Origin of the sequence: Vibrio gigantis (assembly GCF_024347515.1) — a bacterium.
GTDB lineage: Bacteria > Pseudomonadota > Gammaproteobacteria > Enterobacterales > Vibrionaceae > Vibrio > Vibrio gigantis.
This window is the reverse complement of the sequence record NZ_AP025492.1, coordinates 1,318,900-1,335,676: the sequence shown is the minus strand read 5'-3', so window position 1 is coordinate 1,335,676 and position 16,777 is coordinate 1,318,900. Positions and strand designations below refer to the sequence as shown.

The 16,777-nt window shown below is 44.5% G+C and carries 10 protein-coding genes; 5 read left to right on the top strand and 5 right to left on the bottom strand.

Annotated features, from left to right (window positions below):
* Nucleotides 1–90 precede the first annotated feature (90 nt).
* A complete protein-coding gene (locus OCV56_RS06070; protein ID WP_004734686.1) occupies nucleotides 91–945 on the top strand; it encodes a MurR/RpiR family transcriptional regulator in 855 nt (284 codons plus the stop codon).
* A 128-nt stretch (nucleotides 946–1,073) separates the two neighbouring features.
* Here the strand turns inward: OCV56_RS06070 and OCV56_RS06065 are convergent, their stop codons facing one another.
* The gene (locus tag OCV56_RS06065; protein ID WP_086713099.1) at nucleotides 1,074–2,393 is read right to left on the bottom strand and encodes an iron-containing alcohol dehydrogenase; all 1,320 of its coding nucleotides are present in this window, start codon (nucleotides 2,391–2,393) and stop codon (nucleotides 1,074–1,076) included.
* A gap of 550 nt (nucleotides 2,394–2,943) precedes the next feature.
* Here OCV56_RS06065 and OCV56_RS06060 point away from each other — a divergent pair.
* Both OCV56_RS06060 and OCV56_RS06055 read left to right on the top strand, forming a co-directional pair.
* Nucleotides 2,944–3,207: a GrxA family glutaredoxin gene (locus tag OCV56_RS06060; RefSeq protein WP_009847069.1), complete on the top strand. Its 264-nt coding sequence runs from the start codon at nucleotides 2,944–2,946 to the stop codon at nucleotides 3,205–3,207.
* A 249-nt stretch (nucleotides 3,208–3,456) separates the two neighbouring features.
* The gene (locus OCV56_RS06055) at nucleotides 3,457–5,139 is read left to right on the top strand and encodes an aspartate:alanine antiporter (protein ID WP_086713098.1); all 1,683 of its coding nucleotides are present in this window, start codon (nucleotides 3,457–3,459) and stop codon (nucleotides 5,137–5,139) included.
* 231 nt (nucleotides 5,140–5,370) lie between these two features.
* Here OCV56_RS06055 and fabV read toward each other — a convergent pair whose 3' ends face one another.
* The 4 genes from fabV to OCV56_RS06035 form a co-directional block, all read right to left on the bottom strand.
* Nucleotides 5,371–6,573 carry an enoyl-ACP reductase FabV gene (fabV, locus tag OCV56_RS06050; protein ID WP_086713097.1) on the bottom strand — a complete coding sequence of 401 codons (1,203 nt, stop codon included), beginning with the start codon at nucleotides 6,571–6,573 and terminating at the stop codon, nucleotides 5,371–5,373.
* A gap of 209 nt (nucleotides 6,574–6,782) precedes the next feature.
* A complete protein-coding gene (locus OCV56_RS06045) occupies nucleotides 6,783–9,065 on the bottom strand; it encodes an acyl-CoA dehydrogenase (protein ID WP_086713096.1) in 2,283 nt (760 codons plus the stop codon).
* A gap of 55 nt (nucleotides 9,066–9,120) precedes the next feature.
* The gene (locus OCV56_RS06040; protein WP_017065403.1) at nucleotides 9,121–9,750 is read right to left on the bottom strand and encodes a TetR/AcrR family transcriptional regulator; all 630 of its coding nucleotides are present in this window, start codon (nucleotides 9,748–9,750) and stop codon (nucleotides 9,121–9,123) included.
* Between the two features lie 484 nt (nucleotides 9,751–10,234).
* Entirely contained in the window at nucleotides 10,235–14,401 is a 4,167-nt protein-coding gene (locus tag OCV56_RS06035; protein WP_228761186.1) for a VCBS domain-containing protein, read from the bottom strand.
* Nucleotides 14,402–14,701: 300 nt separating this feature from the next.
* Between OCV56_RS06035 and OCV56_RS06030 the strand changes: the two genes are divergently transcribed.
* Nucleotides 14,702–16,009, top strand: coding sequence for a TolC family outer membrane protein (locus tag OCV56_RS06030; protein ID WP_086713095.1), 1,308 nt, complete (start codon nucleotides 14,702–14,704; stop codon nucleotides 16,007–16,009).
* Nucleotides 16,009–16,620 carry an OmpA family protein gene (locus tag OCV56_RS06025; protein WP_086713094.1) on the top strand — a complete coding sequence of 204 codons (612 nt, stop codon included), beginning with the start codon at nucleotides 16,009–16,011 and terminating at the stop codon, nucleotides 16,618–16,620. Before OCV56_RS06030 ends, OCV56_RS06025 begins: the two co-directional genes overlap by 1 nt.
* The last annotated feature ends 157 nt before the right edge of the window (nucleotides 16,621–16,777 follow it).

Here is a 16,777-nt window from a genome sequence, read left to right as displayed (position 1 = left end):
TGGTTTTGTGATTATTGATATTTGTTTCAGCCATACCCCCTGGTAAAAGATATTAACTGGCAAGTTGTTCTCTATACCCTTGTGAACACTATGAATACATTAGAAAAAATACAAAAAAACCTGGAAAATTTCAGCAAGTCTGAGCGTAAGGTAGCCGAAGTAATCATGGCTTCCCCTCAAACTGCAATCCATTCTAGCATTGCTACCTTAGCTAAGATGGCTGACGTAAGTGAGCCTACAGTTAACCGCTTCTGTCGTCGTTTAGACACAAAGGGCTTCCCTGACTTCAAACTTCACCTAGCTCAAAGCTTGGCGAACGGTACACCTTATGTGAACCGTAATGTTGAAGAAGATGATGGTCCAGATGCTTATACGCATAAGATTTTCGAATCGACTATGGCATGTCTAGACGTTGCTAAAAACAGTCTAGACGCGATGCAAGTCAACCGTGCAGTTGACTTGTTGACTCAAGCAAAACGCATTTCGTTCTTCGGATTGGGCGCCTCTTCTGCTGTGGCCAAAGATGCTCAAAACAAGTTCATTCGTTTTAATATCCCAATCACTTGTTTCGAAGACATCGTGATGCAACGAATGAGCTGCATTAACTGCAGTGATAACGACGTTATTGTCCTTATCTCTCACACTGGGCGCACCAAAAGCCAAGTAGAGATTGCAAACCTAGCACGTGAAAACGGTGCAACGGTTATCGCTATCACAGCAAAAGACTCTCCACTAGATAAAGCAAGTTCGCTGTCTATCTCATTGGATGTACCGGAAGACACAGACGTTTATATGCCAATGGCAAGCCGCGTTGTTCAAATGACGGTTATCGATGTGCTAGCGACTGGCTTTACACTGCGTCGCGGTTCTGGTTTCAGAGAGAACCTAAAGCGCGTTAAAGAGTCACTTCGTGATTCACGTTACGAGAAGTACTCTCAGTTCTGATCATCTAAGGTACGAACAAAGTGCCCCTTGGATACACACAAAAAGATAGCTATTAAAAAACGGAGCCTAGTGCTCCGTTTTTGTTTGTCTGTTTTAAATGATTTATACAGCAAACAGATCGAAGGCCATTAAATAGTCCAACTGTTGCCTTTCTCTACCACACTGTTCTCAGACGCATAAGAATTGATAATGGTAAAACTCGACTCTGTTGTAGGCTCTTGATAAACATGAGATCCTTGAACAACTTGATCTGCCTGTTTTCTTGAAGCGGCTTTGTGATGTTCCCCTTCACAACGGCACTTCCCACAAACCTGCTGCAAGATATGTATTAACCTCTCCTGATTCAATGGTAAAGGATTTCCTTTTATCGCGACCGATTTAAGCGCATCTGAAGACACCTCTTCAAATTGCGCTTCGCAGACGCCAAATTCCAGTAAGCTTGGAAGCTTTAACGTATCCAGGACTTCAGATAACCAAGCTATCGTCTCTTCTTCTTTCGCCTCGGAGTTGACCGTCACTATCTGAGCAATTCGTTGGTAACGCTCTAAAATGTCGGCCCTTTGCCCTTCTCTTGCAACAGCAATGTTTTCCAGCATCACGAACGGTGCTAAGCGCGCGGTAATCACACTGTGGGGCGCCGATATCTTACCACCCAATGCAGAAGCTAATCCGTGTGCAGCACCTAGCTTGGCATTGGTAATAGCCATACCACCCAACATAGAAGCAAACGCCAGATCTGAGCGTGCTTGAGGCTCATCATAAACACATGCTTGTACTACAGAGCCACTTAACTTACGTAACCCTTCTTCGCAGATCATATCCGTCAATGGGTTTGGGTCACCGCACACATAGGCCTCCATCAGGTGAGTGAAAGCGTCCATCGCGCCCCTGCCCGACAAATACAGGTTGGTACCATGAGTTAATGTCGGGTCGACAATCGCTACATCAGCCAGCATGTCTGGGCTTCTAAGGCTGATCTTAACTTGGTCTTGCCCTGATTTAAGCACCGCGTTTTTAGTCACCTCTGCGCCAGTACTGGCCGTGGTAGGAATTGCGATGAATGGAAGCGGTTTGGTTTTAAGAGGAACATTACGTCCGACGACTTCGACATAATCGTATAAGTTGCCTTGGTTAGGTAAAACAGCAGCTAGCGCTTTCCCCATGTCGATCGCACTACCTCCTCCCATAGCAACAACCATATCGGGCTTAAACCTTCGTGCAGATATCGCCGCTTCTTCGACCATTTTAATATTGGGTTCGCCGGAAACTGCGATGTGTTGATAGCGCATACCCTGAGCATCTAGATAATCAGTAACAATTGAAGTGCGCTCTAATGTGTTGCCAGTCACCAATAGCACGCTGTAGCCGTATTGGTTAAAGAGAGACAATGAAGCGGAAAGTGCTCCATCACCAAAGATGATCTTTGTAGATGTCATAAATTGAAACATGGTGCCTCCTGCGCCTATGACCAAACAAAACTGCGAACTCTTGGTTTTTGGAATGTAGACTTTGTAACTCGTTTTTTTGCCTTTGTAACTGGCAGGTTTCGTAGCGAGGGTAAAGCATGCTGAAATGACATAAGGTTAATAAAGAATACCCAGCATAGTCACTGTCCAAACGTTTGTGCCACGCCGCCTCTTTTCAATTTCGCTTCTTTCCCGCGCATCAGTATTAAGATGCCTCGTTCTATGAGTACGTTTTTTGACGAGCTGCAACTTGTCGCATTAAAGATGGATTAAAGTCCTATTCTTAGGGGTAATTCACACTCTTAAATTATGGGTACTCAACTTAGATACCCATTAGAAATCATCACGGATCCTTTTTGTGACCATTATTTGCTCTGATAGGCAAAACCTATCGTATTAAGAGGCAATTCCATCTTTATTTCCCCATAGCATTGAGGCATAGTTGGTTTTAAGAAATTTTGAGTGGCATTCATAAAAGAATAGTTAACATAAATGAGTTAACGAGCCTCATCCCGTATTTAGGAGAAATTAAATGTTTGTAGTTATTTTTGGTCGCCCTGCTTGCCCATTCTGTGTTCGTGCAAAAGAGCATGCTGAAACTCTTAAAGCTAAACGTGATGACTTCAACTACCGTTACGTTGACATCCACGCTGAAGGCATCAGCAAAGCTGACTTAGAGAAGACTGTTGGTAAGCCAGTAGACACAGTTCCACAAATCTTCATCGATCAAGACCACATCGGCGGCTGCACTGAATTTGAAGCATACGCAAAAGAAAACCTAGGTCTTTTCGACTAAGCTAAGGTTTCTCTTAAGAGAGCCAAGGCTATAGCCTTAAACAGCTGACCAATTTTAGCGTTAGACTGTACGATTTATATGAAGCCCGCTCACTGTAGTGGGCTTTTTTATGACCAGTTTTCGTACGGAATAAGAATAAGGTCAAAATCAAGTAAAATAGCAAAATATCGCTTATAATTTATTTATATTTAGATACAATTCACCTCTCAAACTTACCCTGTGTTTCACGCCAATTATTGAGCGACCACTGTGAATATCGACGTTGTTTTTCTGTTAGAACAAAACCCCATTCTCCTCATCTTTGTTGTTTTATCGATTGGATTAGCCATTGGTAAAATTCGTTTCGGTAGTCTCCAACTCGGCAATTCAATCGGTGTTCTGATTACTTCCCTCGTTATGGGACATCTTGGTTTTTCTTTTAACGCAGATGCCCTCACCATTGGCTTTATGCTGTTCATCTATTGTGTTGGCATTGAAGCGGGTCCAAACTTCTTCGGTATCTTTTTCCGAGATGGCAAACACTACCTTATTTTAAGTTTAGTGGTGCTCTCTACCGCTATTGCGCTTACTTACTTCTGTAGCGAGTACTTAGGCCTTGGTTTCGGACTTTCTGCCGGCATGATGGCGGGTGCACTGACTGCGACACCAATCTTGGTAGGTGCTCAGGACGCACTCAACTCAGGGCTTGCTGAAGTGCCAAGAAACATGGATTTAAGCCTGATTATCGAGAACCTATCGGTAGGTTACGCGATGGCTTACTTGGTTGGCTTGATCAGCATGATCATGTTCGCTCGCCTGATTCCAAAGCTGCAGAAAGTTAACCTGCACGACTCGGCTGAACAAATCGCTCAGGAACGCGGTCTAGGTGCTTCTGGTCAACGTAAGGTTTATCTTCCTATCATTCGTGCTTATCGTGTGGGGCCGGAGCTTATCTCTTGGACTGACGGTAAGAACCTGCGTGAATTGGGTATCTATCGCCAAACAGGCTGTTACATCGAACGTATTCGTCGAAATGGTATTCTTGCCCACCCAGATGGTGACGCAATTCTGCAAGAAGGTGATGAAATCGCATTGGTTGGTTTCCCTGACAGCCACGCTCGCCTTGACCCAAGCTTCCGCAACGGTAAAGAGGTTTTCGACCGTAATCTTCTCGATCTACGTATCGTGGAAGAAGAGATCGTCGTTAAAAGTGACAGTATCGCAGGTAAACGCCTATCAGACTTAAACCTGTCTGAATATGGTTGTTTCCTAAACCGCGTAGTAAGAGCTCAGATTGAAATGCCGATGGACTTAAACATCGTGCTTTCTAAAGGTGACGTACTTCAGGTGAGTGGCGAAAAGAGCCGTGTCCACGGCCTAGCAGAGAAAATCGGCTTCATCTCGATCCATAGCCAAATGGCCGATTTGATGGCTTTCTGTAGCTTCTTCATCCTGGGTATTTTGTTTGGTTTGATCACCATGACATTCGGTCAGGTGTCGTTTGGACTAGGTAACGCGGTTGGCCTTCTTCTATCAGGCATCATGCTTGGCTTCTTACGAGCGAACCACCCTACTTTCGGTTACGTACCTCAGGGGGCGTTGAACATGGTCAAAGACCTCGGTTTGATGTTCTTCATGGTCGGTATCGGCTTAAGCGCCGGTGGTAAGATATTTGAGCATTTAACTCAAGTCGGCCCACAGGTAATAGGTATCGCTCTGGTGGTCAGTGTGCTGCCAGTATTCTTTGCTTACTTGGTTGGTGCTTATGTGTTGAAGATGAACCGAGCGCTGCTGTTTGGTGCGATCATTGGTGCGCGAACCTGCGCTCCGGCAATGGACATCGTAAATGACCACGCTCGCTCAACCATTCCAGCTCTGGGTTACGCGGGCACTTACGCAATAGCAAACATCTTGATGACCTTAGCCGGTACCTTCATCATCATCATTAGCTAGCATCTGCTGCATTAAAAGCAGCCCAGCTTAGATATTTCGAATGCACTAATTCAATTTGGGTTAGTGCATTTTTTATGGCCGTTCTAAAGAGTTCAACTTTCTCCCTCGCTTCTGCTCTTAACTCTCTTCGTATCTCGGTACCCGTATTTGCCCTTAATTTCTTCACTCAAACAACAGACAAAAAAATAGGCGCTCAATGAGCGCCTATTCGTTTTGATTCGATTGTTTGAATTAGATGTCAGCTACATCAAACTCAACAGCTGGGTTAACCTCAGCTTCGTAATCAACACCTTCAACACCGAAACCGAATAGCTTCAAGAACTCTTCTTTGTACTCTACGTAGTCAGTCAGTTCTTTCAGGTTCTCAGTTGTGATTTGAGGCCATAGGTTACGACAGTGATCTTGGATGTCTTCACGAAGCTCAAGATCATCTAGGCGTAGACGGTTCACTTCATCTACTTCTGGAGCGCTGCCGTCTTCTTTGTATAGACGTTGGCTGAACATACGGAAGATCTGTTCCATACAACCTTCGTGAATACCTTCTTCACGCATCTTCTTAAACACCATTGCGATGTAAAGAGGCATAACAGGGATTGCAGAACTTGCTTGAGTTACAACAGACTTAAGAACAGCAACGTTTGCAGTGCCGCCAGTTTGGCCTAGTTTCTCGTTAAGCGCTGACGCTGCACGGTCTAGATCCATCTTAGCTTTACCTAGCGCGCCATCCCAGTAGATTGGCCACGTTAGTTCAGTACCGATGTAGCTGTAAGCAACAGTCTTACAACCATCAGCTAAAACACCCGCTTCAGATAGAGCATTGATCCAAAGTTCCCAATCTTCACCGCCCATTACAGTAACAGTGTCTTTGATCTCTTCTTCAGATGCAGGTTCAACACTTGCTTCGATGATCATGTCTTTGTTTGTATCAACAGCAGTTGATGTGTACGTTTCGCCGATAGGTTTTAGAGCTGAACGAATCACTTCGCCTGTCTCTGGCATTTTACGCACTGGAGACGCCAGTGAGTACACAACCATATCGATTTGACCTAGATCTTCTTTGATCAGATCAATTGTTTTCTGTTTCGCTTCGTTAGAGAAAGCATCGCCGTTAAGGCTTTTTGAATACAGGCCTTCTTCTTTAGCTAGCTTATCGAACGCTGCTGAGTTGTAGAAACCAGCTGTGCCCGGCTTTTTCTCAGTACCGGCTTTCTCGAAGAAAACACCGATAGTTGAAGCGCCGCCACCAAATGCAGCCGCAATACGTGAAGACAAGCCGTAGCCACTTGAAGAGCCAACAACTAGTACACGTTTAGGTGCGTTTGCGATTGGGCCTTGAGCTTTTGTGTAAGCAATTTGTTCTTTTACATTAGCTTCACAACCGACTGGATGTGTTGTAGTACAGATGAATCCGCGAATTCGAGGTTTGATGATCATATTCAACTTCCTTAAAAAATCAGGTTAAGGATAAAAGTTTCGTACGCAAATGGCATCTAATTTCTGTAAAAATGTGGTGAAAATGCAAGTGGTTGGAGCACTCAGCGAATATTTGCTGACTAAGTCACCATTTGTTAACGCGTCTATTGCGACTTCTACGACAAAAACAAAAAAGGCACCTTATTAGGTGCCTTTTGTCATTTCTTTATCTAAGCAACGCTATTTAGCTTAGGTTTTAACTCTTTTCGCGTCAAAGTTTCACTAAAGTCGTGACTGAAGTGGTCAACTTGAATCGCTGCGTAGCGTAGTTTGTCTGCTGCAATGATTTGGTCAACTTCGTCTTGAGTAAGAACGTCTGCCGCTAGTGCTTGAGCAAGTTTATCTTGTAGTAAGCCTTTACGAGCCACTTTACCCTCTTTCACCGCTTTGAAGATCTTACGCTCAAGAGGCTTAATGCTGTACATCGCATTGAACGCGTTCTCCATCAGACCAACACTATCCTCTTCTTCTTTACCGATGTAGCAAAGATGAGTCAGACGTTCACGGTGTGCACCCGGAGTCATCAAGCTTTCAGCTAGTTGCACCGTTAGGTTGTCGCTTGGTTTTTCAAAGTGGTTACCTACCGGGAAAACCAAACCTTTTAATACTTTACCAACCATCTTGTTCGGGAAATTACGGTACGCTTCTTGTAGCGATTTAGCCGCATTATGGAAACAGTGTTGAACCGCGTAGTGTACGTAGTCTAGGTCAGCTTGTTGACGACCTTCGTCTTCATACTTCTTAAGTGCTGCAGATGCCATGTATAGGTAGCTTAGACCATCACCTAAACGTGCAGAGATAAGCTCTTTACGTTTCAGTTCACCACCTAGTGTAAGCATTGCAAAATCCGCACTTACTGCAAGTGCACGACTCAAGCGAGTCAGGTCTTGGTAATAAGGTTTAGTTGGACCGCTCATGTCGGCTTTAATGAACTTAGAGCCAGTTAGTGCCGCACCAAAAGCACCGAACGTGTTTTTAGTCGCGTGTGAAATGTGCTTGAATAACAAGTTATCAAAGTCTTTCGCACCTTGCTTCTCATCTGGGTTTGCTGCCGCTTCCATTTCGCTCAGTACGTATGGGTGACAACGTGTCGCACCTTGACCAAAGATCATCAGGTTACGAGTCAGGATGTTTGCACCTTCTACTGTAATAGCAACAGGGATACCTAGATAAGGCGCTGCCAAGTAGTTCATAGGACCATCTTGGATTGCACGACCCGAGTGGATATCCATTGAGTCATTTAGAATAGTACGTGCCATCTCTGTCATGTGATATTTAGCGATAGCGGTCACGATACCCGGCTTCTCTTTCATGTCGAGAGAAGTAGTTGTCAATGTACGAGTTGCTTCCAGTAGATACGTTAAGCCACCAATACGGCCTAGGCTCTCTGCAACACCTTCAAACTTACCAATCGACATACCAAACTGCTTACGAACATAAGCGTACGCACCGGTTGTTTTTGCCGTTAGGTGACCCATCGCTGTGCCAAGTGCTGGTAATGAGATACCACGACCTGCAGACAGACATTCCACCAGCATACGCCAGCCTTTACCTGCGTAATCTGCGCCACCGATTAGCCATTCCATTGGGATAAACACATCGTGACCGCGTGTTGGACCATTCATGAATGCAAGACCAAGTGGATCATGACGCTCACCAATCACAACACCTTCATGATCAGCCGGAATTAGCGCACACGTGATACCGATATCTTCTTTATCACCAAGCAGTTTTTCTGGATCGTGCAGTTTGAAAGCCAAACCAAGTACCGTCGCAACTGGTGCTAGCGTAATGTAGCGTTTGTTCCAGTTAAGCTTGATGCCTAGTGTCTCTTTACCTTCATGCATCCCCATGCACACAGTGCCGACGTCAGGGATACCGCCCGCATCAGAGCCTGCTTCAGGGCCTGTTAGTGCGAAACATGGGATATCGGTACCGTCAGCAAGACGAGGTAGCCAGTAGTCTTTTTGATCTTGAGTACCGTAGTGAGACAATAGCTCACCAGGACCTAGAGAGTTTGGAACCATTACCGAAACCGCAGTACTGATACTACGAGTCGCAATCTTAGTTACGATGGTTGAGTTTGCATGTGCTGAGAATTCACGACCGCCATACTCTTTTGCAATAATTAGCGAAAAGAAACGCTCTTTACGTAAGAAGGTCCATACCTCTTCAGGAAGGTCTCGATCTTCTTTTACAATTTGGTGGTCATCAAGCATAGCAAGCAAAGTTTCAAGTTCATTATCCATGAACGATTGCTCTTCTGCTGTCAGCTGAGGTTTTGGGTATTGGTGAAGCTTAGTGAAATCTGGTTTACCAGAAAACAGCTCTCCGTCCCACCACACGCTACCCGCTTCCATCGCTTCTTTCTCAGTGCTAGATAGTGGTGGTAGTACTTTTTTAAAGAGTTTAAAAGCTGGGTCACTTACCCATTTTTGTCTTAGAGAGCTCATAGTTCAGATCCTTTTGTTCACTATATTGGTTGTGAATGGTTCGCTTTTTATTGTTTTATTCTTCTGCTGACATGCCAGCGGCAAGATATGGAATAAGAATATCGACCACTGCCTTAGCATCAATCTTTCTGTCATAGTCATTCTCTGCAATTTCTACCAGAGCTTGACTCGATGCCATGGTGAATACACAAGTCCCTAGGGTGAAGTGTAATCGCCAAAATAACTGTTCTTGAGTGAGGTTCGGATTTGCCTTCATTACTGACGTCGTAAACAAAGAAAGTACTTCGCTATAACGAGTGGTAATGAACCAACGTAGATGCCCTTGCACATCCGTATAACCCCTGCCGATAAGTAACATGAATCGGCTTGTACCATTTGGCCTAACATCATTAAGTGCTCTTAGTGGCTGTCTCAAAGACTCAAACACGTCACTCATAGAATACGTTTCGTTCAAGTTTAAGTTCACTAATGCATCTTGCAGTGCTGGCATAAATGCTTCTAAGTAACGATTGAGTACCGCACGAACCAGAGTCTTCTTATCGCCAAAGTGATAGTTCACTGAAGCTAAGTTGACATTCGCTTTACTTGTAATCGTGCGTAAAGAGGTGTCATTAAAACCGTGCTCAGCAAATAAGCCTTCAGCCACATCTAAGATTTTGTCTTTGGTTGTACTTCTTGGTGCCATTTCAATCACTCGTATTAAACAACTGTTTGAAATATACGCCCAGTACATTTATTTAACAAGCAAGCAACATCACATTTTCACAAATTGGTCGTACCAGTTAATAAAACTCAGCACTAAACGATTGAATCGATGTGTGTTTACAAAAAAAGAAAAAATTATTGAATTTTCTTGGAACTGAATTAGAAATGGAGAGTCATAAATTGAGTAGAAAACAGCGTATTTAGAAGTTTAACAGGCCGTCAAACTTGTTCTTCTCACTGCTTTCTTAATTACTGCATTTTCCTTATTAACTCCTATACTTGTATCCGCCCAAACCGTGTTGGTTTGGGCTTTTTTTTTGCGTCAGTTTTCTCGCAACACATTTGGTCCAGCACAAAAAAGAAAGCCTCCTAACTGGAAGCTTTCTTTAAGCTATATGCCCTTATTTCTACAACTTCCGTTTGTTTCTGTTACTCGAATTTCTTCCAAACTCCTACAGTCATATTTAAGCAGCATCGTTTTTGATAAGTTCACCTAACACCGCTAAATCACTACCAAGGTCAACCGAGGCCCCCATTTCTGTTGCAATTCCCTCGACCACAATGGTTTGAATATCTCCGCCACCATTGATTGGAATAGACAAAGCGATATCCTCACCATCAATCGATACTTCAATCGCATCGAGCAACTCAGCCAATTGAGTTTCATCTTGTGGATCCTCAAGTAGGTCATTGAGATCTATCAGGTCACCAGAGCCACCTGTATAAAGCTCAAAGTCCTTAATAATATCTGTCCCGTTATCGAGCGCGGAATCTAACCAAGTAAAAATGTTGTCATCGCTATCTCCAATAAGCAAATCATTGCCAGAACCAGCAAATAGAGGTTCGTTGCTTGCAGCACTGATCACGTTATATTGTTGCGGCTCTTCAATATCAACAGTGACTGTTTCAACACTACTTTCAGCTCCATTTGAATCAACTGCGACATAATCAAACTGCGGGTCATCTGTGACAACTTCATTACCTTGCACGTAACGTAACTCCCAGTTACCACCCGAAGAAGAAAGCTCCATTCCAACGATCGGATTACTTGGCGAAGAATAGGTGAACTCGTAAAGAATCTGATCATGGCCAGTATCACCCTCATCTTTTTGATACTGCTCTGTGTGGGTTGTCCCGTCAGCAAATATGTAAAGTACCTCAACATACACACTGCTATTGGTATTGAACGACCCACCCATACCATCGAGACCAAATTGGACGACTTCAAGTGGGTTATTGGTGAAGTCGATAACCAAGGTTTCTTGCATGTTCATACCCTGACCATCACTATCACCAATACCATAGCCAACATGAGGTTGCTCGCCTTGATATTGTTGCAGCGGCTTGTCGTTATTATCTTCGACAGAGATAGTTATGGTATTACCATTAGCTAGGGTGATCAGTCTTTCGGTTGGTGATACCGCTACACCCCAATTATAGAAACCATCAACGAGGTCTGGCATATCATCAGGGTCGCCACTAAAGCCCATTTCAAACATTTCTCCAGGCCCAGCAACAAAACTGATATTGTTCGGAACAAACAACACACCGTTATCAACATCAGACTGAACGATTTCTCTCGTGACGCCATTTTCATCGGTATACAAAAGGCTGCCGTTGGTTGGCAAGCTTTCTATCCTAATATTAAGTGGAATGTCATCATGGTCATCTTCTATATCTGAGATGTAATCAGGCATACCACCATCTTCAGAATCGAAAAGGATTGGTATGACCGCGTCCTCATCATTGACGACCGTAAAGCTAGTCGCTTCAGGCACATCGTTGACACCATTGATTGTTATCTCGATAACATGCTCAACACCATCGATAGCGGTTACGACATATCGCTCAATAACCACGTCATCATCATTCAAGTATTGAACCGCATCGTTATCAACGGCATAGCTCCATGCCCCCTCCGGAGTAATCGTTAACATACCCAGAGCAAGTGCATAAGTAGACCCAATAGGGGTAAACACACCATTAGGTTTAAAGGCGGGCATGTCACTCGTGTCGACATCAGTAATCGTTAAAGTACCTGATGCTGAAAGTTCGTTGGTATCAGGATCAACATCGACATCTTCCGTCACCTCTCCCATGTCTGAGTCACCCTCTCCAACGGTGATCTCAGACGGGTCATCAGCACCGTTGATGGTGATGGTCACTTCACTCGTGGTTCCATCAATTGCAGTAACGGTATACACCTCGGTGACAAACTCATCGTCATCGAGATATTGCACATCATCGTTATCGACAACGTAAGTCCATTCGCCATCGTCTGTTATGGTCAACATACCCAACGCGGTATCATTGGTTGAGCCTTCTGGATTAAACGTTCCGTTAGGCTCGAAGGCTGCAACATCATTGGCGTCAACATCTGTGATCGTCAGTGTTCCCGTCGCCATCAAGTCATTGCTTTCAGGATCAACATCGACATCTTCCGTCACCTCACCCATGTCTGAGTCACCTTCACCGACAGTGATCTCAGACGGATCATCAGCACCGTTGATGGTGATGGTCACTTCGCTCGTGGTTCCATCAATTGCGGTAACGGTATACACCTCGGTGACAAAATCATCGTCATCGAGATATTGCACATCATCGTTATCGACAACGTAAGTCCATTCGCCATCGTCTGTTATGGTCAACATACCCAACGCGGTATCATTAGTTGAGCCTTCTGGATTAAACGTTCCGTTGGGTTCAAAGGCCGCAACATCATTGGCGTCAACATCTGTGATCGTCAACGTTCCTGATGTCATCAAGTCATTGCTTTCCGGATCCACATCGACATCTTCCGTCACCTCCCCCATGTCTGAGTCACCCTCTCCAACGGTGATCTCAGACGGATCATCAGCACCGTTGATGGTGATGGTCACTTCACTTGTAGTTCCGTCAATCGCAGTGACTGTATACACCTCGGTAACGAACTCATCGTCATCGAGATATTGCACATCATCATTGTCGACAACGTACGTCCATTCGCCATCATCGGTTATGGTCAACATACCCAACGCGGTATCATTGGTTGAGCCTTCTGGATTAAACGTCCCGTTAGGCTCGAAGGCTGCAACATCATTGGCGTCAACATCTGTGATCGTCAATGTTCCTGTCGCCATCAAGTCATTGCTTTCAGGATCAACATCGACATCTTCCGTCACCTCACCCATGTCTGAGTCACCCTCTCCAACGGTGATCTCAGACGGATCATCAGCACCGTTGATGGTGATGGTCACTTCGCTCATGGTTCCATCAATTGCGGTAACGGTATACACCTCGGTGATAAACTCATCGTCATCGAGATATTGCACATCATCGTTATCGACAACGTAAGTCCATTCGCCATCGTCTGTTATGGTCAACATACCCAACGCGGTATCATTGGTTGAGCCTTCTGGATTAAACGTCCCGTTGGGTTCAAAGGCCGCAACATCATTGGCGTCAACATCAGTGATCGTCAACGTTCCTGATGTCATCAAGTCATTGCTTTCCGGATCCACATCGACATCTTCCGTCACCTCCCCCATGTCTGAGTCACCCTCTCCAACGGTGATCTCAGACGGATCATCAGCACCGTTGATGGTGATGGTCACTTCACTTGTGGTTCCGTCAATCGCAGTAACAGTGTAAACCTCGGTAACGAACTCATCGTCATCCAAGTACTGAACATCATCGTTGTTAACTACGTAAGTCCAAGCACCGTCGGGAGCGATGCTTAATATGCCTAGCTGTGAGTCGTTTGTTGAACCTACGAGGTTAAACTCACCGTCAGCTAAAAAGGTGGGAGTGTCGCTGTCTACATCTGTAATCACAATCTGACCAGACGTCACCAATTGATTAGTGACGTCATCTACATCAATGTCCTCGGTCACACTGCCTGAGTCATCAGTGGCTACAGCCGCATCATCAGTCCCAATTATCGTTACTGTGATGACTTGTTCGTCTCCATCTGAGGTTTGTACTGTCGTCGTGTCTTGAATTTGCTCGCCATCGGCAAGCTCATCATAAGGACTGTTAGCCACGAAGGTCCATGTACCATCTTCGTTTACAACAAAGGTACCGAGATCATTATCTCCAGCGACCTCTTTAACAATAAAGGTAACATCTGGATCATCGCTGGTTAAAGCGCCGCCTGTCACAATTGGTTCATCCTGCTCAAACTCAATAACGTTAGTTTCACCTGAAATAAGCGCAAAAGCGATGATATCAAAAAGAGCAATACTTTGAGTTTCTGACAATCCTTGAGACTCAAACCCTTCAGTTTCAAAATTCGTGGCAGCTTGAGTTTCAGCCCCAGTCCGTTCAATCCTACCGCTGTTGGTCAAACTCGAGCCGTCCTCACCAGCAGCAGTATCAAACTCATCTCCTAGTTCCGTTGGATCAAATCCTTCTTCAATAGCACGCTGAACTTGAGCGATCGCATCATCAGTAGCTAGCACATTTTGTTGGCCCTGGTTATCTACAAAACGTGCAGAAACACTTGGCACACTCTCTTCACTAGTATCAAAACTGATAATTACGTCGCTAGCGGCCGGTTGTTCACCCGGAGACAAACGTCTAACTTGGCCTTGCGCGTCAAGCACTATACTCCCGCTAGCAAGGCCTAGTATATTTAGGTTGATATTTCCCATATCCATATTCCCACTTCTACCCAGAACACACCAAACGCGGATCCAATCCCACTCTGCGCGGTGGCTATTTCCTACAATAAATTTAGTAGCGCCCCTATTGATAATCAACTCACTAACGGCGTAGGAATATGGCACTTTTTAAATTAGTCAATAGCAATAGCGACTTACATTCAAAAAAAAACAACAAACTTCGCATTTTTTTGCAAATGTCCTAAGCTTCGTTTAATACCCTTCTCTCAATTCAGCGATAAACGTAGGTTGGGAAACGGATGAGACATTGAAAGTAGAAGGAGAGCTACTTTGAAATTGTTTAAATTATCCATATTTTGCTGCTTAGTTGCCGCAACACCACTCGCCGCTCAAACTCTGGAACAATCTGTTGCTATTACTTTGGCAACGAATCCAGAAATAAAAAGCATCTTTAACGAATATGTGAGTGTGAAAAAACGTAATGATGCCTCTGGAGGCGCATACAAGCCCAGTATCGACCTTGATGCTGGTATTGGTTACGAAGGTATAAACCCTGCACCAAACAACGGTCCCGATACCGATCTAACAAGAAAGGAAGCGACGATTTCCCTCACTCAATTGCTGTGGGATGGTTCAGCGACTCTATACGATATTGATCGTACAGCCGCAGAGGCTGAGTCGGTTCGTTTGCAATTGATAGCGGATGCCGAAGATAAAGCTCTGGAGGTGACACAAATTTATTTAGATGCAGTGAAAGCCACTGAAGTGCTAGCACTGTCAGAAAGTAACCTTTCAATACACAAAAAAATCTATAAAGACATTAAGAAACGAGCTAATTCCGGTATAGGTTCGACAGCGGATGTATCACAAGTAGAAGCTAGGATTGCAAAAGCTCATGGTAACTTATTGGCCGCACAGAATAATTTGATCGATACACATACCCAATTTAGACGAGTGGTTGGCCAAGAACCACTAGGCCTAATCTACCCAAGAGCCGATATTTCGAGAATTCCTTTGTCATTAACCGACGCCATTGTTGATGCATTAGACCAGCACCCCGTCATCAAAGTAGCAAACGCAGATGTCGATTCAGCCCACTTCCAATACAAACAATCAAAGGGCGTGAACTACCCTACCTTCTCTATTGAGGCCTCTCAGTCGTGGCGTGATGATGCAGGTGGCGATAAAGGCTCAAGTCAAGAGACCCTCGCGATGCTACGCATGCGATATAACTTGTACAACGGCGGAACAGACAGTGCTAACTCAGAAGCTGCGGCTTACCAATTGAACAAAGCAAAAGATCTGAGAGATCGAGCTTATCGCCAAGTAGAAGAAGGTCTTCGCCTCTCATGGAGTGCATTGGATCTAACGCTACAACAAAAGAACTTTTTATCCGATCATGTTGATTCAGCTTCAGAAACTGTTATCGCATATGAAAAACAATACCGAATAGGCAAACGTACTCTGCTTGACTTACTCAACACCGAGAACGAACTATTTGAAGCCCGTAAAGATTACCTAGATGCCCACTATTCAGAGCAGTACGCTAAGTACCGTGTGATGAACGCTACAGGTTCTTTATTGAATGCTCTACTGGTCGACATTCCAGAAGAGTGGACTACGCCCGTGGAGTATTAATGATGAAAATACCTTACTTATTACTTCCCGTGTTAACGATTACTTTATTTGCCTGTTCGAGCCAGCAGGAAGAGGCCTATATCGAGACACCTGAAGCTGAGCAGATTGCAGACCTGCAAGACGATGATAGAGATGGTGTAGTAAACGCTCGTGATATCTGCCCAGGTACACCTGAAACATCACAAGTTGACAATGATGGTTGTGGAGAAACGATTCGTGCGGAAGAAGTCAGACAGCTAAAAATACTCTTTGCTCATGACTCATTTGAAGTGAACCCAATCTTCTCAGACCAGATCAGCACAATGGCAGAGTTTCTTGAAACCTACAAAAGTGCGTCGATTGAAATACAAGGCTATGCGAGTAAAGTTGGTTCCAACGAGTACAACTTAGACCTTTCAAAAAAACGAGCAAACAATGTTCAAGAGGAGTTACTGTCGAATGGTATAGAACCAGAGCGTGTGAGAATTGTCGGCTACGGTGAAGAACGATTAGAAAACGATGGTGATGACCCTACTTCACACGCACTGAACCGTAAGGTAACAGCGACTGTAGTTGGATTAAGTGAGCAGATCGTAGAAGAATGGACCATTTTTACCACACTAGAAAAATAGCGTGACATTGTCATTGAAAGTGTAAAGTGGGTTATCTTACAAAAGACTGCTTAGCTACAAGATCAATAAAGCCGTGATAGGGTTGCCCATCACGGCTTTTTGTTCTTTGTAACCACTGAGTCTCGGGAATGACTCTGTGACTCTTCTTGCTACTCAG